Genomic DNA, 20649 nt, shown 5'->3' on the forward strand with positions numbered 1-20649 from the left:
CGCCGTGTCCGTGACGCGCCCCCCGGCGGCGGTCCTCCCCGCGGCGTACTCCCCCGCGTCGCCGCTGCCCGTGCCGAACCGGGCGCGTCCGGTGGCCCGCCTGGTGCGCGGGTGGGCCCGGCTGGGCCGGTCCCCCTACTGGCCGATCGCCGGCCTGCTCGTGGTGCTCGGCGCCGGGCTGCGGATCCGGCAGTGGGCGTACGCGCGCAGCCTCTGGAGCGACGAGCTGTATGTGGCGCACAACCTGCGCGAACGCGGCTACCTGGAGCTGTTGCGGCCGTTGGCGTTCAGCCAGTCCGCGCCGCCGGGCTGGCTGTGGCTGGAACGGCTCGCACTCGACAGCCTCGGCGACGGCGAGCGGGCGCTTCGCCTCGTACCGCTGCTGTTCGGGCTGGCGTTGCTGCCGCTCGTGGCCTGGCTCGGCCGGCGGCTCCTGCCACCGTTGGCCGCCCTGGCGGCGCTGCTGCTGGTCGCGGTCGCCCCGTTCCTCATCGGCTACTCGAACGAGCTGAAGCAGTACAGCGCCGAGGCGTTCTGCGTCACGCTGCTCGTCGGGCTGGCCCTGCTGCTGTGCCGGGGCGCCCCGACCTGGGCCGGCGCGGCCCTGTTCTGGTCCGTGGCGCTTGTCGCGGCGCTCTTCAGCACGCTGTCCATCCCGGTCGCCGGCACGCTCGGCGCGCTGCTCGCCGCGCGGGCGCTCACCCGCGCCGGCCGCACCTGGGCGTCCCGGTGGCGGGAGCTGGGACGGTTCGTCGCGCCCGCGCCGGCCTGGGCGGTGGTGGCGCTCGTGGTGTACGTCCTGCTCCTGGCCCCGGGGCTGGACGACGCGCAGCTCGCCGCCTACTGGCACGGCAAGTCGATCTATCCGGCGCGTCCGCTGACCGACCTGCCGGCCACCGTGGACTGGTTCACCGCGACCTACCGGAGCCTGGCCACCGTGCCGTTCGTGGCCTGGTCGGCGTGGGTGGTCGTACCGCTGCTGGTCCTCGGCGCGGCGGTCGGTCGCCGCCGGCTCTCCGGCGTGGCGGTGCTGGTCCTGCTCGTGCCGCTGGCGGCCGGGCTGGCCGGGGCGGCCGGGGCGGTCTACCCGTTCAACGGCCGGTTGGCGCTCTACGCGGTGCCGGCGTGCCTGATGCTGGCCAGCCTGGCCGTCGCGCCGCCGGTGGCCCGGCCCGGCCTGCCCGGCCGGATCCGGTGGGCGGTCGGAGCGCTGCTCCTGCTCGCATTGGCGGTCCCGCAGCTCGCCACCGACGTGGTGGCCACGGTGCACCCGGCGCGGGCCTTCGCCCAGGGCGGCGGTGCCAACGCCGCCGACTACCGCACCGCGCTACGCCATCTGGACGCCCAGCGGCGCCCCGGTGACCTGGTGCTCGCCACCTCCGTCTCCTGGAACGCCCTGGCCTGGTACGGCCCACCGGCGGACGCCTACGTGGTCGCGGCCGGTCCCGGCGGCTGCCCGAACCGGACGGTGTCGACGCTGCTGGCCGGGCGGTCCCGGATCTGGCTCTTCCAGGCCACCGACTGGGCGGACGGGGCGAACCGGGACGTCATCGTCCGGCTCGGTGGCGGTGGTGTGGCGGTCACCGAGCGGCAGTTCAGCGGGGCGCGCGTGGTCCGCTTCGACCTGGCGGCGGGCGTCAGCAAGGGCAGCGACGTCTGCCTGGTGCCGCCGCCGCACGGCGCCCGGCCGCGTTAGCGGTGCCGGTCCCGTCAGCCGTGCCGGTGCCGTCAGCTGTGGCGGCGCCAGAGGTCGCGTAGGGCGTCCCAGTTGCCACCGAGCCCGGCCCCGCACGGCGTCTCCATGTAGATCGCGGCAACGCTGTCGTCCCGGCCCCACCAGACGCCGCAGACCGGACGCCCGTCCTGGCCGTTTCCGGCGTACTCGACGTAGCTGCCGGGGGCGTTGCTGGTGCCGCCGGTGACCTGCGCGGCCTCCCGCATCCCGGGCGCGAGCGCCCGACCGATGATGCCCATCTGCTGGCGGAAAGCCCGGGCGGCCTCCTTCTTCTCGGCCGACTCGTACGCCGCGAAGTGCAGCGACACGCCCAGATAGCGGCAGAAGACGTGCTGCTTCTCGCCGGCGGCGAGCGCCGGGCCGCTCTTCTCCGTGTTGATCGCGCAGCCGCCCATGTCGTCGAGCCAGGGCTCGGCGAGCGGCATCAGGCCGGCGTCGAACTTCGCCTTGTTCAACGAATACTGCGTGGCCTCGTAGAGCGCCGGGGAGGTGCTGGCCGAAGGGGTGGCCGGCTCGCCGTCACCGGCGAGCGCGCGGCCGGCGAGCAGCCCGGCGCCGCCGGCAAGCACCGCGGCCATGACCACGCCGCCGATCCACAGGCCGGTCCGGTTGCGCGGCGGACGCGGCACCGGGGTGATCCGCGGGCCGCCGGTCGCCACGAGCGGATCGGGGGCGGTGGCCGGGGCGGGGGCGGCCGGCACCGGCATGCCGGGCGACACCGGCACGCCTGACGACGGCGCGCCGGAAACCGGCTGCGTGGGGGCCATGGCCCACGGCTGTGGGCTCCACGGCAGCTGCGGCGGGGAGGAGACCGGCTGCGGCGGCGCCGAGACCGGCGGTGGCGGCGGGAGAATGTCGGCGGTGGCGGTGCGCTGGTAGTCCATGCCGAGCGACTGGAACAGCCGGTCGGCGGCGGTCGTGGCCTCCGACGGGTACGCCACCCAGGGCTGGTCGGCGGTGAAGTCGGCGTTGACGTAGCGGTGGCCGCCGGGCGTCTGGGCCAGCACGTTCGCGGCGTTGGTGAACGCCTCCCGCCAGCGCTGGTCGCCGGCCGCGGCGCCGTCGAGCGTCGCCACGGTCACCGGCCGGTCCTGCCCGTCGAGTGCCGCCCAGCCCCGGCCGACCTGGCACTCCCCGAGCACCTCGGTGAACCTGTACGGACCTTCCGGCTGCATCCCCACTCCTCCGCTCGCCCGCCGTGCGGATACTACCGAGAGGACGCTCGCCGGCTGGTCCGCCCACGCTGCTCATCCGCGCGGCGGCAGCCCGAGCGTTTCCGGGAATGTCGCCACCTGGTAAAGGTCGCGGACGTGCGCCTCCGCCGCCCGTAACGCCTCCGCGAGCGTCAGGCCCTCGGACGCTCGGCGGTGGAGGGTGTGCGAGCCGGCGGCGAAGGTCCCCATCGGCTGGTCGAGGTGGGCCTCGATGACCGATGTGACATGGCACGCGGACGGGGTGAAGCCGAGGGTGAGACGGATGGAGATCTCGTTGCTCAGGAAGGGGTGCAGCGAGATCGGCATCCGGATCGTCTTGCGGATGTCCGCCTGCTGCACCCCGTCCTGCTCGGTGCTGAGGATCAGGTGGGGGTAGAGACCACTGTCCGGCCCGAAGTCGTAGTCGAGCGTGACGCCGGTCGCGAAGTCGCCCAACTCCCGGTCGCACCGGCCGAGCGACGCCACGACGTCGCTTGCGACCGCCTCGGGTGCCGCGTCCCACTCGCGCACGGAGCTCAGACCCCCACCGTGTCCTCTGCTTAGTACGCCTTGATGGTCTTCACCACCCAGGCGCCCTTGTGTCCCTGGTAGCCCTTGTCGATCCGCTTGAGGACCAGCGTGACCGTGTACGCGTCCTTGGGTGTGGTCTCACCCTTCTTCGCGACCCGGCCCACAGGGTAACTGAACCGCTTGGTGTATTCGATCTCCGCGCCGGACTGCGACTTCGCCGCCCACTTGTTGATCTTGTCGATGTTGTCGGCGACAACCGCGTCCACGGTCTGCTGGTAGGTGTCGCCGTTGAGGGTGGACGCCACACCCTTGGCCTTCGGGTCCGTGTCGGCACGCGTCGTGATCTCGGCGTCGGTCTTCCCCACGTGGTCCTTCGGGTGTGCGCCCGCGACCCCGTGATCGAGATCGATCTTGCCGCAGTTGTGGGCGAGCACCGAGACGTTGCCGGCGAAGACGTAGTAGGTGTGCAGGTCCGCGACGTTGAGGTTGTAGACGGTGGTCCGCTCGGTGCGGGTCTCGACCTTGTCGACCTCGACGTGGCGCCCGTCCGCGGTGAGCAGCGACTGCCCCTGCCTCAGCTCGCCGGCCTTGACCCAGGCGTTGGCGTCGGTGGTCCAGAACGGGTGGTTCCAGGTGGCCGTGAGCGTCTCGGTCGCGGTGCCCCGGTCGCCGTCGGTGTCGATGGTGACCTTCGCCAGCACCTTGGTGCCCGAGCCCTTGATGGTCTCGATCACCCGGCCGGTCGCCGAGACGCCGACGAGCGCGTTCGCCGAGCGGACCTCGTCGCCGACGCGCAGCCGCTCGATGGCCTTACGACTGCCGTCGGCGAGCAGCACCTTCGTGCCCGGCGTGAAACTGTTCGGCACGTTGTCGCACTTCTTGGCGAGTTCGTCGAACACCCGCCACGCGTCGCGGAACTTGTCCCCGAGCCGACCCATGTTGATCCCGGCCGGCACCCAACCGGCGATCGGGATCGCACTGAGACCGGAGAGCACACCGCCCACCCAGTCACCCCGGGCGAAGGAGATGCCGGCGTCCACCCCGTCGCACGCCTCGCCGTACGCCGGCACCAGGCCGCACACCGCGAGAACGAGCTGCACGACGTCGAGGATCAGGTCCGGGTTGTCCTTGACGAACTCCTTGATGTCGTCGACCATCTCGCAGCCGGGCCCGGTGTTCAGCCCGGCGGTGGTGCACTTGCCCGGCCGGACGAGCGCGTCGGCGAAGTCGACGTAGACCTTCGCGCACTCCGCGGTGAGCTGGGACGGCTGCACCATGCAGCTCCAGGTCCGGTGCTGCTCCAGCGCCGTACCGTTGCCGTCCCAGGCGCTGCCCGGCGCGGTGTTCCGCTGGGCGGCCTCCCACTCCTTCAGCTTGGTGTTGTAGATCTGCTCCGCTTCCCGGGCCGCCTGGTTCGCGGCGGCGGCGTCGGCGCCGGCCTGCTTCGCCGCCTGCCGGGCGTCCCGGGCGGCCTGCGCGGCCCCCGCGGCGTCCTGGCGGGCCCGCTTCGCCGCCGCACCGGCCGTGGCGGCGGACTGGGCGGCCTGGTTGGCGCTGGCCTGGGCGGAGTTCGCGGCGTTACGCGCCGTGGTGGCGGACTGGGCCGCCTGGTCCGCGGAGTTCTTCGCCGCGACCGCCGAGGTGTTCGCGTCGTTCGCGTACTCCGCGGCCTTGTCCGCCGACGCCTTCGCCTGGTCGGCGTACGTCTTCGCCTCCGCCGCCTTACCCGCCGCCACCGCCGCGACCCGATTCGCCTCGGCCGCGTCCGACACCGCCGACTGGGCGTACCGCTGCGCCTCCGCGATCAACGTCTGCACCGCCGCCACGTGCGCGATCTGCTCCTGATCCCGCTGCGCGGCCTGGTAGCGGCCAGCCGTCAGGAAATACGAGATGTACGACGGCGGCCCCGCCAGAGCCACCTGCCCGGCCGCCTTCACCTGCGGCCCACCGGCATCCATCGTCCGGTAGACCTCAAGCCGCTCATCCGAGGTACGGGCCGAATACTGCCCCGAACGCAGGAACTCGTGCCGCTCCGCGGCCGTCCCCGCCAACGCCCGCTCCGCCGCCGCCGTCACCGTCGGCCCGGACGTCTCCAGAATCTTGTAGATCGCCAACCGATCGGCCGTCGACTTACCCGCATAGTTCCGCGTCCGCAGGAACGCCTGCACCGCCGCGTCGTCACCGGCCAACGCCGCCTGCGCCGCCGTCTTCTCGTTCCCGTCCGGCAACGTGTCGACCAGGTGCCACACCCGCGCCCGATCATCCTGACCCACCGCGACCCGACGACCGTCGGTCAACCACGACCGCAGCTCCACCTCACCACCGGTCAACGCCTCCGACGCCGACGCCTTGGTGTGCTCGCCACCGCTGGTCAACAGGTTGATCGCGGCGCGCCGGCCCCGGTCGAGCATGACCGCGGTGGTGGCACCCGACGCGGTCGCCTCGCTGAGCAGCTGACGGGTGGCCGGGTCGACCCGGTCCTCCTCCGCGGTGTCCCACAGCAACTTGCGGTTCCACGCCACCACGTCACCCACCGCGGCGTTCTTCGCCTGCTCGAACGCCTGCGCGTCCTGCGCCGCCAACACACCCTGCTCGGTGGACTCCGCCAACCGCGCGTCATCCTCCTCACGCGCCAGCCGCTCCAACTCGACAGCCTTGTTCGCCGCCTCCACCGCCGTGTTCGCCGCCTGCACCGCAGCCGCCGCATGCTTCGCCGACTCCGCCGCCGCCTTCGCCGCGTCACCCGCCGCCGCAGCCGCCGCCTCCGCCGCATCCGCCGCCGCCTCCGCATGCGCCGCCGCCCGCCGCGCGAACTCGAACGCCTCATCCGACGCCTTCGCCGCCGCCACCGCCAACGCGTACGCCCGATCCGCCGCCCGCGACGCCGCCGCCGCCTGCGCCTGCGCCCGCGCCGCCGCATCCCGCGCCCGCTTCGCCTGCGCCTCGGAGACGCCGGCCTGCGCGCCCGCCTTCCGCGCTTCCGCCGCCGCCGCGTCCGCGTTGGCGCTCGCGCCCTTCGCCGCGGTGCTCGCCGACTTCGCCTGGGCCAGCGCACGGTCCCGCTGGGCCCGCACCTGATCCAGCTCGCGCGCCTTGCGGGCCGCGTCCCGGGCCTGCTGGGCGGCCTGCCGAGCCGCCGCGGCCTTGCCCGCGTCCGTCCGGGCGTCCGCCGCGGCCCGCTGCGCACGCGCGGCGGCCTGCGCGGTCAGGGAGGCGGCGGTGGTCGCCTTCCGGGCGGCGTCGGACGCCACCCGCGCCGCCCGCATGGCGGCGTTCGAGGCGCTCACCGCGTCCCGAGCGGCGTCGGCGGCACCGTCCGCCGCGTCGGCGGCCCGACCGGCGGCGGCCGACGCCTTGGCCGCGGCCCCGCCCGCCGCGGCGGTCTCGTCCGCCGCGATCTTGGCCTGCTTCTTGGCCTCCTCGGCCGCGTTCGCCGCCCGGTTCGATGCCTCCGTCGCGGCGAGCGACTCCCGGGCGGTGGTCTCGCTGGCCTGCTTCGCCTGCTCGGTCAGGCTGCGGATGGAAGCCAGTTCCTTGTCCCGCGCGCGAGCGACGAACTGGCCGGCGGTGATGAACTCCCGCAGGTCGTCGGCCGAGCCCTGGAGGGCCTGGGCGGCTGCCGTGTCGAGCACCGGACCGGAGTTGTTGGCCCCGCCGGTGAGCATCTGAGTCGCCGCCAGCCGGTCGTCCGCGACCGCCGCCGCGTCCCGCCCCTCGGCGAGGAACTCGGTGAGCTGCTCCGGGGTGCCGTCGAGCGCCTTCTGCGCGGCGGCCCGCATGGTCGGCCCGCCGGATTCGAGCAGGCGGTAGGCCCGTACCCGCTCGTCCGCGGCCCACGGCGCGCGCCAGCCCCCGTCGACGTACGCCTGGACGTCCGCCGGCGATCCGGCCAGGGCCTGGAGTGCGCCGGCCCGCATCGCCGGACCGTCCATCGAGGCGAGCGACTCCGCCGCGGCACGCGCGTCGGCGGCCCACGCCTCGTCCACCCCGCCCTCGAGAAACGTACGTATCGCGGCATCGTCGGCCAGCAGCATCTCGGCGGCGGCGCGCTTGACCGAGGGGGTGCCCTCGGTCACGTAGGTGACGAGCACCTCCCGGGCCACCGCCGGGTCCCACGGATATTCCTCGTCCTCGGCGCTCGCCGGCGCCGCCTGAATGAACGATCCGACAAGCACCGCCGTCGTCGCGACGGCGACGCGTCGCACCCATCCGGGTGACAGTCGATGATTTTTGAAAAGCGCAGCCCGCATTGACTGTGCAGTCACAGCAACCCCCGTGGAAGCGAGACAAGACAGCCGGAATGCTATCGATCAGCAGCAGTGTCCACAAGGCCCGGTCGGACGCAATGATGGGCCGCCACCAATTGGCGACGGCCCATCATTTTGTATCGCCCGGTCAGTTCACCCGAAGCTCGACCAGGATGGCCTGCGGCAGGTTACCGCCCTCGCCCGGGTCGATCGGCACCGGCCGGTTCGGCGGGATGGTGAACTTCTTGTCGCCGTCCGGCAGTTTCGCCGTCGCCTCGACGGTCTCGTTGCCGGCCCGGATCCCGAAGGTCCCCGGGATCTCCAGGGTGAGATAGCCGGATGCGCCCAGCACCTTGAAGCAGTGGTAGAACCCGGAGACGTCGGGGATCTGCTCCACCTGGATCTCACCCACGGCGCACGGCTGGTCGTCGTCGATCGGCCGGGTCGCCGTCCACATGATGTGGCCGTCGCCCCTGAACAGCTTGATCCCGTGGTCCGCCAGGATCTTGTCGGCGCCCGGGTAGTTGAAGTCCTCCTCAAGGGAGGGCGGGGTGTCCGCCGCCGCCGACATGGTTGCCGGAACAATCACCGCGGCACCGCCGGCGGCCACCGTCGCCGCCACAGCCCATCGCGCGATTTTCATTTACCACTCCAATCAGGTTTGGCGCAGGAAGAACACCCACGGGTGACTTTCACATGCGCTCAGGCATTCAGGAAAAACCGTCGAGAGAACCGTCACCGACCTCTTGACGTTCTCTCGAAAAGACCCGTGCGACGAGGAAAGGTGGCCGCATTTCGACACCCTCGGTGCGGTGCCGGCCCCGGCCTGCCGCCGCTTACGCGGCCCGTCCCCCGGCGAGCGCTCGCGCCACGGCGGGGCGGTTGCCCGCCCCGATGCGCTCATCGGACGCCCACATGGCCTGCCGGCCATCGGTGCGGAATGCCTCAACCTGATCGGAAGACCCGGCGACCGCCTGGGCGAGAGGCCGTTGATCTGCCTGCCGCGCCTCGGAGAGTCGCCCGCCCTGGGTGGGACTCGATCTGACGTGGACAGCATGCATCGACCGTGTAGTCACGGCAACCCCCGTGGAAGCGAGACAAGACAGGTGCACGCTATAGACCCCTGTCACCCTGCACAAGCGGTCAAAGGGTGCTCACTCCCCGTCCGGTCCGGGCGCGCCGCTCCCAGCAGGGAAAACAGTTCCGAAGCGACCGGCCTTGCCAGGTGAAAGTTTTCATGCATAGAGTCGTGCCGTGAATGAAAGCGGTGCCTCCAGCGCCGATCGCCTGCTCGACCTCTTCCACGGCGTCCGGCTCACCCCGACCCAGCGGCGCATCGCGCACTGCCTGGTGCGGCACGCGGGCGCGGCGGCCTACCTGTCCGCGGCCGAGGTGGCCGAGCTGGCAGGCGTCAGCCAACCGTCGGTGACCCGGTTCGCCATGGCGCTCGGGCACGACGGCTACCCCGCGCTGCGCCGCCGGCTGCGGGAGCTGAACGCGCCAGGCGCCGCCCAGCCGGCCGCCGCCGGGAACGCGCTGCAACGGGCGGTGCACGCCGAGATGGACAACCTCGACCGGCTCGCCGCCCAGCTCGCCGACGCCGACCGGGTCGCCGAGGTGGGCAAGCTCCTCGCGGCCAGCCGCCCGCTGCCGGTGCTCGGGTTGCGCGCCGCCGCGCCGCTTGCCGCATACTTCGCGTACTTCGCCGCCAAGGTGCACCCGGACGTGCGGGTCCTCGACGACGGGGGCAGCCTGCTCGCCGACCGCCTCGACCAGGCCGTCGCGGCCGGCGCCACCGCGCTGCTCGCGTTCGTGCTGCCCCGCTACCCCCGGGAGACGCTCGACGCGCTGCGCGAGGCCCGCGACGCCGGGCTGACGGTGGTGGCGATCACCGACTCCCCGGTCAGCCCGGCCACCGACCACGCCGAGGTGGTGCTGCCCGCCGCCGTCGGCACCGACCTCGTCTTCGACCTGCACACCGCCCCGATGACCCTGGCCATGGTGGTGCTCCAGGCGATCTGCGACGCCGCGCCGGCCGAGGCTCAGGTCCGGCTCGAGGCGTTCGAGTCGTCCGCCGCCCGCCGCCAGTTGTTCCTCGGCTGAGAGGAGTACGAGATGCACCAGCCCGTCCGCGCCGCCCGCGGCACCGTACGCACCGCGAAGGGGTGGCCGCAGGAGGCCGCCCTGCGGATGCTGATGAACAACCTCGACCCGGAGGTGGCCGAGCGCCCGGAGGACCTGGTGGTCTACGGCGGCACCGGGAAGGCGGCCCGGGACTGGCCGTCCTACCACGCGCTGGTGCGGACGCTCACCGAGCTGCGCGACGACGAGACGATGCTCGTGCAGTCCGGCCGGCCGGTCGGGGTGATGCGGACCCACGAGTGGGCGCCGCGGGTGCTGCTTGCCAACTCCAACCTGGTCGGCGACTGGGCCACCTGGCCGGAGTTCCGCCGGCTCGAGTCGCTGGGCCTGACCATGTACGGGCAGATGACCGCCGGCTCCTGGATCTACATCGGCACCCAGGGCATCCTCCAGGGCACCTACGAGACGTTCGCCGCGGTCGCCGAAAAGCTCGCCGGCGCCCACGGCGACGGGCAGCAATCCAGCGGCGGCACGCTGGCCGGCACCCTCACCCTCACCGCCGGGTGCGGCGGGATGGGCGGGGCGCAGCCCCTGGCGGTCACCATGAACGGCGGCGTCTGCCTGATCGTGGACGTGGATCGCTCCCGGCTGGAGCGGCGGGCGCACGACCGCTACCTGGACGAGATCGCTGACTCGCTCGACGACGCGGTCGCCCGCGCGCTGGCCGCGAAGCGGGACCGGCGGGCGCTCAGCGTGGGCGTGGTCGGCAACGCGGCCACCGTCTTCCCCGAGCTGCTGGCGCGCGGCGTCGAGATCGACATCGTGACCGACCAGACCAGCGCGCACGACCCGCTGTCGTACCTGCCGGAGGGGGTGGAACTCGCGGACGCGCGGGACTACGCGGCGGCCAAGCCGGCCGAGTTCACCGACCGGGCGCGGGCGTCGATGGCGAAGCACGTGGCGGCGATGGTCGGTTTCCTCGACGCGGGCGCGGAGGTCTTCGACTACGGCAACTCGATCCGCGGCGAGGCGAAGCTCGGCGGGTACGAGCGGGCGTTCGACTTCCCCGGCTTCGTGCCGGCGTACATCCGGCCGCTGTTCTGCGCGGGCAAGGGGCCGTTCCGCTGGGCGGCGCTCTCCGGCGACCCGCGCGACATCGCCGCCACCGACCGGGCGATCCTCGACCTGTTCCCGGAGAACGAGTCACTCGCGCGGTGGATGCGGATGGCCGGCGAGCGGGTCGCGTTCCAGGGCCTGCCGGCGCGGATCTGCTGGCTCGGCTACGGCGAGCGGGACAAGGCTGGGGTGCGGTTCAACGAGATGGTCGCCTCGGGCGAGTTGAGCGCGCCGGTGGTGATCGGCCGGGACCACCTGGACTGCGGCAGCGTGGCCAGCCCCTACCGGGAGACCGAGGCGATGGCCGACGGCTCCGACGCGATCGCCGACTGGCCGCTGCTCAACGCGCTCGTCAACACCGCCAGCGGGGCGTCCTGGGTGTCCATCCACCACGGCGGCGGCGTGGGCATCGGCCGGTCCATCCACGCCGGTCAGGTCTGCGTGGCCGACGGATCCGCGCTGGCCGGGCAGAAGATCGAGCGGGTGCTCACCAACGACCCGGCGATGGGCGTGATCCGGCACGTCGACGCCGGCTACGACGACGCCCGCGAGGTCGCGGCGCGCACCGGCGTGCACGTCCCCATGGCCGAGGCGTGAGGAGGGGCCCCTTGTTAACGCATTCTGCATGGGAAGGGCCCCCGCCTAACCGGTTCCGGGAGCTGTGGGACGAGATCGCCCCGATCGGGCGGGACGGCGGCAGCGGCGGCTACCTGCGGTACGCGCTCAGCGAGCCGGAACGCGCCCTGCGGGGCTGGTTCCGGGAGCAGGCGGACCGGCGCGGCATGCCGGTCAGCGAGGACGGCAACGGCAACCTGTTCGCCTGGTGGGGCGACCCGGCGGCCGGCGACGCGGTGCTCACCGGCAGCCACTTCGACTCGGTGCCGCACGGCGGGGCGTACGACGGGCCGCTCGGCATCGTCAGCGCGTTCCTCGCCGTGGACGAGCTGCGGGCCGCCCTGGTCACCCCGGACCGGCCGATCGTGGTGGCCGCCTTCGTGGAGGAGGAGGGCGCGCGGTTCGGCGTACCCTGCCTGGGGTCGAGGCTGCTCACCGGCGAGATCGACACCGAGCGCGCGGCCGGGTTGCGCGACCAGGCCGGGGTGAGCTTCGCCGAGGCGTTGGGCGAGCGGCCGGCGGGCGCCGACCCGGTCCTGCTCGGCCGCTTCGCGGCCGTCGTGGAGCTGCACGTCGAGCAGGGCCGCGCGCTCGTCGACGCGGACGCGCCGGTCGCAGTGGCGTCCGCGATCTGGCCGCACGGCAGGTGGCGGTTCGACGTCACCGGCGAGGGCGACCACGCCGGTACGACCCGGATGGCCGACCGCCGCGACCCGATGCTCACCTTCGCGTTCACCGTGCTCGCGGCGAACAAGGAGGCCCGGCTGCGCGACGCGCACGCCACCGTGGGCCGGGTGTCGGTGGAGCCGAACGCGACGAACGCGATCCCGTCCCGGGTCACCGGTTGGCTGGACGCGCGGGCCGCCGAGGCGGAGACGCTGTACGGTCTGGTCGAGGCGGTACGCGCCAAGGCCACCGAGCGGGCCCGCCGGGACGGCACGGCGCTCACCTGCACGCCGGAGTCGACGACCCCGCTCGTCGCGTTCGACGGCGGGCTGGCGCGGCGGCTGGCGACGCTGCTCGACGCGCCGGTGCTGCCGACCGGTGCCGGACACGACGCCGGGGTGCTTGCGGCGCACCTGCCGACCGCGATGCTGTTCGTGCGCAACCCGACCGGGGTGTCGCACTCCCCGGCCGAGTCCGCCACCGACGCCGACTGCGCGGCCGGGGTGGCCGCCCTGGCCCGGGTGCTTGAGGAGCTGGCATGCCGCTGACCCGCTGGCTGGCCGAGTACGCCTGGCTGCCCGACCACGCCGAGCCGACAGCGGACGTGCTGATCGAGGCGACGGACGGGCGGCTCACCGCGGTCACGCCGCTGACCGGCGGCGGTCCGCCGGCCGCCGGGGTGGCGGTGGACGCGACCCGGCTGCCCGGGCTGACGCTGCCCGGCCTGGCCAACGCCCACTCGCACGCGTTCCACCGGGCGCTGCGCGGGCGCACCCACGCCGGTCGGGGCGACTTCTGGTCCTGGCGGGACCTGATGTACGCGGTGGCCGCCCGCCTCGACCCGGACTCCTACCTGGCGCTGGCCCGGGCCGCGTACGCGGAGATGGCGCTCGCCGGGATCACCTGCGTGGGCGAGTTCCACTACCTGCACCACGGCCCCGGCGGCACCCCGTACGACGACCCGAACGCGATGTCCGCCGCGCTGGTGGAGGCCGCCGCGCACGCCGGGATCCGGCTCACCCTGCTGGACGCCGCCTACCTGACCGGGAGCGTGGACGGCGCGGAACTGGTCGGGCCGCAGCGCCGGTTCGGCGACGGCGACGCGCTGCGCTGGGCGGAGCGGGTCGACGCGTTCCGCCCGGCCGACGGGCACGTCCGGCGCGGCGCGGCGATCCACTCGGTGCGCGCGGTGCCGGCCGGGCAGCTCGCCACCGTCGCCGGCTGGGCCGACCGGCACGGGCTGCCGCTGCACGTGCACCTCTCCGAGCAGCCGGCCGAGAACGACGCCTGTCGGGCCGTGCACGGCCGCACCCCGACCCGCCTGCTCGCCGACCACGGCGTGCTGGGCCGGCACACCACCGCCGTACACGCCACCCACCCGACCGCCGCCGACGTCACGCTGCTCGGCGACAGCGGCACCGGCGTCTGCCTCTGCCCCACCACCGAGCGGGACCTGGCCGACGGGATCGGACCGGCCCGGCGGATCGCCGAGGCGGGCAGCCCGATCAGCCTGGGCAGCGACAGCCACGCCGTGGTCGACCTGTTCGAGGAGGCCCGCGCGGTGGAGCTGGACGAGCGGCTGCGCACCCGGAAGCGGGGGCACTTCGGCGCCGCCGAACTGCTCGCCGCCGCGACCGTCACCGGCCACGCCGCGCTCGGCTGGGGCGACGCCGGCCGGCTCGCCGTCGGCGACCGGGCGGACCTGGTGACGGTACGCCTGGACAGCGCCCGCACCGCCGGGGTGCCACCGGTGGGCGTGTTCTTCGCGGCCACCGCCGCCGACGTGACGCAGGTGGTGGTGGACGGCCGGACCGTGGTGGCCGACGGCCGGCACCTGACCGTGGACGTCCCCACCGAGTTGCGGGACGCGATCGCGGCGGTGCTCTCATGATCGGCAGCCTGCTGGTGGACAACATCGGCGAGCTGGTCACCAACGACGGCCGCAACGGCGACCCGCTGGGGGTCCGGCGCGACGCCGCCGTGCTGATCGAGGACGGGCAGGTGGCCTGGGTCGGTCCGGCCCGCTACGCGCCCGCCGCCGACCGGCGGCTCGACGCGGGCGGCGCGGCCGTGCTGCCCGGCTTCGTGGACAGCCACGCCCACCTGGTCTTCGCCGGGGACCGGGCGGCCGAGTTCGCCGCCCGGATGGCCGGCGCGCCCTACACCGGCGGCGGCATCCGCACCACCGTGGGCGCCACCCGCGCCGCCTCCGACGACGACCTGCGTGCCGCGGTGGGCCGGCTGCGCGCGGAGATGCTGCGGCAGGGCACCACCACCGTCGAGATCAAGAGCGGGTACGGGCTGACCGTCGCCGACGAGGCCCGCTCGCTGCGGATCGCCGGCGAGTTCACCGACGACACCACGTTCCTCGGCGCGCACGTGGTCCCCGCCGAGTACGCCGACCGCCCGGACGACTACGTGGGCCTGGTGTGCGGGCCGATGCTGGCCGCCGCCGCGCCGTACGCCCGCTGGATCGACGTGTTCTGCGAGCGGGGCGCGTTCGACGCCGACCACGCCCGGGCGATCCTCGCCTGCGGGCAGGCCGCCGGGTTGGGCGTCCGGCTGCACGCCAACCAGCTCGGACCCGGACCGGGTGTGCGGCTCGGAGTGGAACTCGACGCGGCGAGCGTGGACCACTGCACCCACCTGTCCGACGCCGACGTGGACGCGCTCGCCGGCGCGGAGACGGTCGCCACGCTGCTGCCCGGAGCCGAGTTCTCCACCAGGTCGCCCTACCCGGACGCCCGCCGGCTGCTCGACGCGGGCGTGACCGTGGCGCTGGCGACCGACTGCAACCCCGGCTCGTCGTACACCTCGTCGATGCCGTTCTGCGTCGCGCTCGCCGTACGCGAGATGCGGATGACCCCGGCGGAGGCGGTGTGGGCCGCGACCGCCGGCGGGGCGGCGGCGCTGCGCCGCACCGACGTCGGCCGGCTGACCCCCGGGTCCCGGGCCGACCTGGTCGTCCTCGACGCGCCGACCCACCTGCACCTGGCCTACCGGCCGGGGGTGCCACTGATCCGCCAGGTTCTGCACAACGGAGTGCCGCGATGACCACCGTCACCATCCTGCCCACCGGGGTCACCCCGGCCGACGTGCTCGCGGTCGCCCGCGGCGCCGCGACGGTCGGGCTCGACCCCGCCGCCGTCGAGGCCATGGCCACCAGTCGGTCCATCGTGGACGGCATCGAGGCCGCCGGCCGCCCGGTGTACGGCGTCTCCACCGGCTTCGGGGCGCTCGCCAACACGTTCGTCGCGCCCGAACGGCGGGCCGAGTTGCAGCACGCGCTGATCCGCTCGCACGCGGCCGGGGTTGGCGCGCCGATGCCCCGCGAGGTGGTGCGGGCCATGATGCTGCTGCGGGTACGCTCGCTCGCCCTCGGCCGCTCCGGCGTCCGCCCGCTCGTCGCCGAGGCCCTGGTCGACCTGCTCAACCACGAGATCACCCCGTGGGTGCCGGAGCACGGCTCGCTCGGCGCGTCGGGTGACCTGGCGCCGCTGGCGCACTGCGCGCTGGCGCTGCTCGGCGAGGGCTGGGTGCTCGGCCCGGCCGGGGAACGGCTCGACGCGGCCGGGGCGCTGCGCCGGGCCGGGCTGACCCCGATCGAGCTGGCCGCCAAGGAGGGGCTGGCACTGATCAACGGCACCGACGGCATGCTCGGCATGCTGCTGCTGGCCGTGGCGGACGCCCGGCACCTGTTCGCCATGGCCGACGTCACCGCCGCGCTCGCCATCGAGGCGATGCTCGGCTCGGAGCGGCCGTTCCGGCCCGAGCTGCACGCCATCCGCCCGCACCCCGGCCAGGCCGCCTCGGCCGCGAACATCCACCGGCTGTTGCAGGGTTCGGCGGTGATGGACTCACACCGCGACGACCTGGCGCACGCGGTGCAGGACGCGTACTCGATGCGCTGCGCGCCGCAGGTGGCCGGCGCGGCCCGGGACACGCTCGACTTCGTCGAGGTGGTGGCCGGCCGGGAGCTGCGGTCGGTGGTGGACAACCCGGTGGTGCTGCCGGACGGGCGGGTCGAGTCGACGGGCAACTTCCACGGCGCGCCGCTCGGCTTCGCCGCCGACTACCTGGCCATCGCCGCCGCCGAGGTGGGCGCGATCGCCGAACGCCGGGTGGACCGGCTGCTCGACGTGGCCCGCAACCGGGACCTGCCCGCGTTCCTCTCCCCCGACGCCGGGGTGAACTCCGGGCTGATGATCGCCCAGTACACGGCGGCCGGCATCGTCGCGGAGAACCGCCGGCTGGCCGCGCCCGCCTCGGTGGACTCGCTGCCCACGAGCGGCATGCAGGAGGACCACGTCTCGATGGGCTGGGCGGCCACCAGGAAGCTGCGTACCGTGCTGGACAACCTGACCAGCCTGCTCGCGGTGGAGCTGCTGGCGGCGGTACGCGGACTCCAGCTCCGCGCGCCGCTGGAGCCGTCCCCGGCCGGCCGGGCCGCGCTTGACGCGCTCGGCGACACGATCGGCGCCCCGGGGCCGGACGTGTTCCTCGCCCCGCTGATGGAGGCGGCCCGGGCCGTGATCGCCACCCCCACCCTGCGCACCGCAATCGAGCACCACCTCGGCCCCCTCCGCTGAGCCTCCCGCGCTGGACCCCGCGCAGATTCACGGAAAGCGTGGCTATCCACGCGCGAATAGCCACGCTTTCCGTGAATCAGGGCCGGGCGGGCGCGGCGGGCGGGCGCGGCGGGTGGTTAAGGGGTGGGTGGGAGCACCTTGGCGATCAGCTTGGCCAGCTCGCGCAGGGCCTTGCCGCGGTGGCTCACCGCGTCCTTCTCCTCGGGGGTCAGTTCGGCGTTCGTGCGGGTCTGCCCGTCGCCCAGGAAGATCGGGTCGTAGCCGAAGCCGCCCTCGCCGCGCGGCGCGCGCAGCAGCCGCCCGGGCTGCCGGCCGTCGACCAGGTGTTCCTTGCCACCCGGCAGCACCAACGCGACGGTGCACACGAACGCGGCGCCGCGATGCTCGTCCGGCACGTCGCCCACCTGGTCCAGCAGGAGCTGGAGGTTGGCGCGGTCGTCGCCGTGCCGGCCGGACCAGCGGGCGCTGAACACGCCGGGCATGCCGTTCAGCGCGTCCACCGCGATGCCGGAGTCGTCGGCGATCGTCGGCAGGCCGGTGCGCCGGCAGCCCTCCCGCGCCTTGATCAGCGCGTTCTCGCCGAACGTGAGACCGGTCTCCGGCAGCTCCGGATATTCCTCGACGTCGTCGAGGCCGAGCAGGGCGACCCGGTGGGCGCCGAGCGCGCCGTCCAGGATCCGCTGCAACTCGACGAGCTTCTTACGGTTGCGGGTGGCCAGGAGCACCTTGGTGTCGGTCACAGGTTGAGCGCCTTCCGCTGCGCGTCGGCCAGTTCCGAGCAGCCCGCCACGCCCAGGTCGAGCAGGGCGTCGAGCTGGTCGCGGGCGAAGACGCCGGCCTCGCCCGTCCCCTGCACCTCGACGAAGTCACCGGTGCCGGTGCAGACCACGTTCATGTCCACCTCGGCGGTCACGTCCTCGGCGTAGCAGAGGTCGAGCATCGGCTCGCCGCCGATCACGCCGACGCTCACCGCGCCCACCGAGCGGTGCATCACCTTCTCCACCCGGCCGGTGAGCGACTTGCGTTCGGCCAGCCAGGTGACCGCGTCGTACAGGGCGACGTACGCGCCGGTGATGGCCGCGGTGCGGGTGCCGCCGTCGGCCTGGAGCACGTCGCAGTCGAGCACGACCGAGTTCTCGCCGAGCGCCTTGAGGTCGACGCAGGCGCGCAGGCTGCGACCGATCAGCCGGGAGATCTCGTGCGTCCGGCCGCCGATCTTGCCCCGGACGCTCTCCCGGTCCGAGCGGGTGTTGGTGGCCCGGGGCAGCATCGCGTACTCGGCGGTCACCCAGCCGAGCCCGGAACCCTTGCGCCAGCGGGGCACGCCCTCGGTGACGCTCGCCGTGCAGAGCACCCGGGTCGCGCCGAACTCGACGAGCACCGAACCCTCCGGGTGGGTGCTCCAGCCGCGGGTCAGGGTCACCGGTCGGAGTTGGTCGGGCCGCCGCCCGTCAGGTCGCGCCATGCCTGCACCCTATGCGGTACGCCGATCGCACCGCCTGCCGGTGCCCGCCGGCCCGCGACCGCGTCGTCAGACGTCGTAGCCGGCGCCGGCCCGGACCACCTCGATCGGCCCGGCGTACGCCCCGGCCGCCGACTCCACGGTGTGCGACTCGCTGCCCCAGGCGGGGACGAGATGGGTGAGCAGCAGCCGGCCCACTCCCGCCTTGGTGGCCGCCTCGCCGGCCTCGCGGCCGGTCAGGTGCAGGTCGGGCGGGTTGTCCATCCCGTCGAGGTAGCTGGCCTCGCAGAGGAAGGCGTCGGCGCCCTGGGCCAGGCGCAGCAGCGCCTCACAGGGCGCGGTGTCCGACGAGTAGCAGAACACCCGGCCGTCGTGCTCCAGCCGCACCCCGTACGTCTCGATGGGGTGGTTCATCCGGTCGACGGTCGCGGTGAACGGGCCGATCGGGAACGTGCCGGGCTGGAGGCCGTAGAACTGGTAGACGTCGTCGACCGTGGCGTCCTCCTGCCCGTACGCGGTGGCCAGCCGGTCCGGCGCGCCGGAGGGCGCGTACATCGGCAGCGGCGGGTAGGGGCCGTCCGGGGCGTACCGGCGCACCACCACGTACGACACGGCGTCAAGCATGTGATCGCAGTGCAGGTGGGTGAGGAGCACGGCGTCGGGCGAGTGCAACCCGACGTAACGCTGGAGCGTGGAGAGCGACCCCGGACCGAAGTCGATCAGGAGGCGGAATCCCTCCGCTTCGAGCAGGTAGGCCGAGCAGGGTGATTCGGGGCCCGGAAAGCTGCCGGCACAGCCGAGGACGGTCAGTCGCATCCGGTTGCCTCGATCTCACGGTGGGTAGTCGACGCGTCGGCAGCCGCCCCGCCGTTGATCACCATCGACGCGCTCGCCACGCTGCGCAGCCTACGCGGCAGCCCGGTCGGGCAAGAATCATCTACCGGAAGTTGTCATCAACGTGACACCCATACACGTCCGGATCCGGGACAACACGGCGATCCGGCCGGAGGGGGCGTCCCCACCGGCCGGACCACCGCGGGCCGTCAGGCCCAGAGTTGACCGTCGAGCGCGTCCTCGGCGTCCGCGAGCGTGCCGCCGTACGCGCCGGTGGACAGGTATTTCCAGCCGCCGTCGCAGACCACGAACGCCACGTCGGCACGGCGGCCGTCACGGACCGCCTCGTGCGCCACGGCCAGCGCGGCGTGCAGGATCGCGCCGGTGGAGAAGCCGGCGAAGATCCCCTCCACCTCGACGAGCTGCCGGGTGCGCAGCACGGCGTCCCGGGTGCCCACCGAGAAGCGCCGGGAGAGCACCCCGGCGTCGTACAGCTCGGGCACGTAGCCCTCGTCGATGTTGCGCAGGCCGTAGACCAGCTCGCCGTACCGCGGCTCGGCCGCCACGATCTGGATGTCGTCGACCTTCTCCCGCAGGAAGCGACCGGTGCCCATCAGCGTGCCGGTGGTGCCCAGCCCGGCCACGAAGTGGGTGATGCCCGGCAGGTCGTGCAGCAGCTCCGGCCCGGTCGTCTCGTAGTGCGCGCGGGCGTTCGCCTCGTTGCCGTACTGATAGAGCATCACCCAGTCCGGGTGCTCGGCGGCGATCTGCTTCGCGGTGGCGACGGCCTGGTTCGAGCCGCCGGCGGCCGGCGAGAAGATGATCTCCGCGCCGTACATCCGGAGCAGTTGCACCCGCTCGGTGGAGACGTTCTCCGGCATCACGCAGACCAACCGGTAGCCGCGCAGCTTCGCCACCATGGCCAACGAGATGCCGGTGTTGCCGCTCGTCGGCTCCAGGATGGTGTCACCGGGACGCAGCCGGCCGGCCTCCTCGGCCGCGCGGACCATGAACATCGCCGCGCGGTCCTTGATGCTCCCGGTCGGGTTCCGATCCTCCAGCTTCGCCCAGAGCCGCACCGGCGGCGCGCCGTCGGGCACCGTCGGGGAGAGCCGGGGCAGGCCGACGAGCGGCGTGCCCCCGCAGGCGTCGAGCAGGCTGTCGTACCGCGCCATGGCGGGCCTCCCCTAGCGGGTTACGGTGGCGCGCGCCGAGACCGCGTGCGACGCGATCGCCGCTGCCGCGGCGCTGTGCGAGGCGATCGCCGCTGCCGCGGCGAAGCCGAACGCGCCACCCGCCACGGCGGGCAGGATGGTCACGCTGTCGCCGTCGTTCAGCTTGGCGTCGAGCGCGCCGAGGAAGCGGACGTCCTCGTCGTTGACGTAGACGTTGACGAACCGGTGCAGCGCGCCGGCCTCGGTGACCAGACGTCCGCGCAGGCCGGCGTGCCGGGAGTCCAGGTCGGTGAGCAGGTCGGCGAGCGTGTCGCCGGTGCCCTCGACGACCTTCGCGCCGCCGGTGTAGCTGCGCAGGATGGTGGGGATGCGAACCTCGATGGCCATGGTGTCTCGTACTCCTC

General features: G+C 73.8%; 16 protein-coding genes. 7 read left to right on the forward strand and 9 right to left on the reverse strand.

The genetic code is table 11. The annotated features are described in order from the left end of the window. Positions 1-4 precede the first annotated feature (4 nt). Positions 5-1696 (forward strand): hypothetical protein, encoded by a 1692-nt coding sequence (locus O7602_RS22780; protein WP_281584649.1) that lies wholly within the window; start codon positions 5-7, stop codon positions 1694-1696. Positions 1697-1728: 32 nt separating this feature from the next. On the opposite strand, the gene O7602_RS22785 is transcribed toward O7602_RS22780, so the two are convergent. From O7602_RS22785 to O7602_RS22800, 4 genes are all read right to left on the reverse strand, one after another. Next, positions 1729-2910, reverse strand: coding sequence for a hypothetical protein (locus O7602_RS22785; RefSeq protein ID WP_281584650.1), 1182 nt, complete (start codon positions 2908-2910; stop codon positions 1729-1731). 72 nt (positions 2911-2982) lie between these two features. After that, complete coding sequence (locus O7602_RS22790) at positions 2983-3459, reverse strand: hypothetical protein (protein WP_281584651.1); 477 nt, start codon at positions 3457-3459, stop codon at positions 2983-2985. Between the two features lie 29 nt (positions 3460-3488). Further along, on the reverse strand, positions 3489-7664 hold the full coding sequence (locus O7602_RS22795) for a polymorphic toxin-type HINT domain-containing protein (protein ID WP_281584652.1): 4176 nt from the start codon (positions 7662-7664) through the stop codon (positions 3489-3491). 190 nt (positions 7665-7854) lie between these two features. Continuing rightward, positions 7855-8349, reverse strand: a complete 495-nt coding sequence (locus O7602_RS22800; RefSeq protein ID WP_281584653.1) for a hypothetical protein — start codon at positions 8347-8349, stop codon at positions 7855-7857. Positions 8350-8960: 611 nt separating this feature from the next. Between O7602_RS22800 and O7602_RS22805 the strand changes: the two genes are divergently transcribed. The 6 genes from O7602_RS22805 to hutH are packed head-to-tail and all read left to right on the forward strand — an operon-like array spanning position 8961 to position 16774. Then, positions 8961-9809 (forward strand): MurR/RpiR family transcriptional regulator, encoded by an 849-nt coding sequence (locus O7602_RS22805; protein ID WP_281584654.1) that lies wholly within the window; start codon positions 8961-8963, stop codon positions 9807-9809. A 12-nt stretch (positions 9810-9821) separates the two neighbouring features. Then, a complete protein-coding gene (hutU, locus tag O7602_RS22810) occupies positions 9822-11501 on the forward strand; it encodes a urocanate hydratase (RefSeq protein ID WP_281584655.1) in 1680 nt (559 codons plus the stop codon). An 11-nt stretch (positions 11502-11512) separates the two neighbouring features. Further along, the gene (locus O7602_RS22815; RefSeq protein WP_281584656.1) at positions 11513-12733 is read left to right on the forward strand and encodes an allantoate amidohydrolase; all 1221 of its coding nucleotides are present in this window, start codon (positions 11513-11515) and stop codon (positions 12731-12733) included. Continuing rightward, positions 12730-14076: a formimidoylglutamate deiminase gene (locus O7602_RS22820; protein WP_281590473.1), complete on the forward strand. Its 1347-nt coding sequence runs from the start codon at positions 12730-12732 to the stop codon at positions 14074-14076. Before O7602_RS22815 ends, O7602_RS22820 begins: the two co-directional genes overlap by 4 nt. Further along, a complete protein-coding gene (hutI, locus tag O7602_RS22825) occupies positions 14076-15239 on the forward strand; it encodes an imidazolonepropionase (RefSeq protein ID WP_281590475.1) in 1164 nt (387 codons plus the stop codon). The genes O7602_RS22820 and hutI overlap by 1 nt, the downstream gene beginning before the upstream one ends. Next, complete coding sequence (gene hutH / locus O7602_RS22830) at positions 15236-16774, forward strand: histidine ammonia-lyase (RefSeq protein ID WP_281584657.1); 1539 nt, start codon at positions 15236-15238, stop codon at positions 16772-16774. The genes hutI and hutH overlap by 4 nt, the downstream gene beginning before the upstream one ends. A 116-nt stretch (positions 16775-16890) precedes the next feature. Here hutH and rdgB read toward each other — a convergent pair whose 3' ends face one another. The 5 genes from rdgB to O7602_RS22855 form a co-directional block, all read right to left on the reverse strand. Then, the gene (gene rdgB, locus O7602_RS22835) at positions 16891-17514 is read right to left on the reverse strand and encodes an RdgB/HAM1 family non-canonical purine NTP pyrophosphatase (RefSeq protein ID WP_281584658.1); all 624 of its coding nucleotides are present in this window, start codon (positions 17512-17514) and stop codon (positions 16891-16893) included. Then, positions 17511-18239, reverse strand: a complete 729-nt coding sequence (gene rph, locus O7602_RS22840) for a ribonuclease PH (protein WP_281584659.1) — start codon at positions 18237-18239, stop codon at positions 17511-17513. Before rph ends, rdgB begins: the two co-directional genes overlap by 4 nt. Positions 18240-18305: 66 nt before the next feature. After that, on the reverse strand, positions 18306-19052 hold the full coding sequence (locus O7602_RS22845; RefSeq protein WP_281584660.1) for an MBL fold metallo-hydrolase: 747 nt from the start codon (positions 19050-19052) through the stop codon (positions 18306-18308). Between the two features lie 227 nt (positions 19053-19279). Continuing rightward, positions 19280-20245 carry a pyridoxal-phosphate dependent enzyme gene (locus tag O7602_RS22850; protein ID WP_281584661.1) on the reverse strand — a complete coding sequence of 322 codons (966 nt, stop codon included), beginning with the start codon at positions 20243-20245 and terminating at the stop codon, positions 19280-19282. 12 nt (positions 20246-20257) lie between these two features. Further along, entirely contained in the window at positions 20258-20632 is a 375-nt protein-coding gene (locus tag O7602_RS22855; RefSeq protein ID WP_281584662.1) for a MoaD/ThiS family protein, read from the reverse strand. Positions 20633-20649 lie beyond the last annotated feature (17 nt).

The organism is Micromonospora sp. WMMD1128, from assembly GCF_027497235.1.
In the GTDB taxonomy this organism is placed as follows: domain Bacteria; phylum Actinomycetota; class Actinomycetes; order Mycobacteriales; family Micromonosporaceae; genus Micromonospora.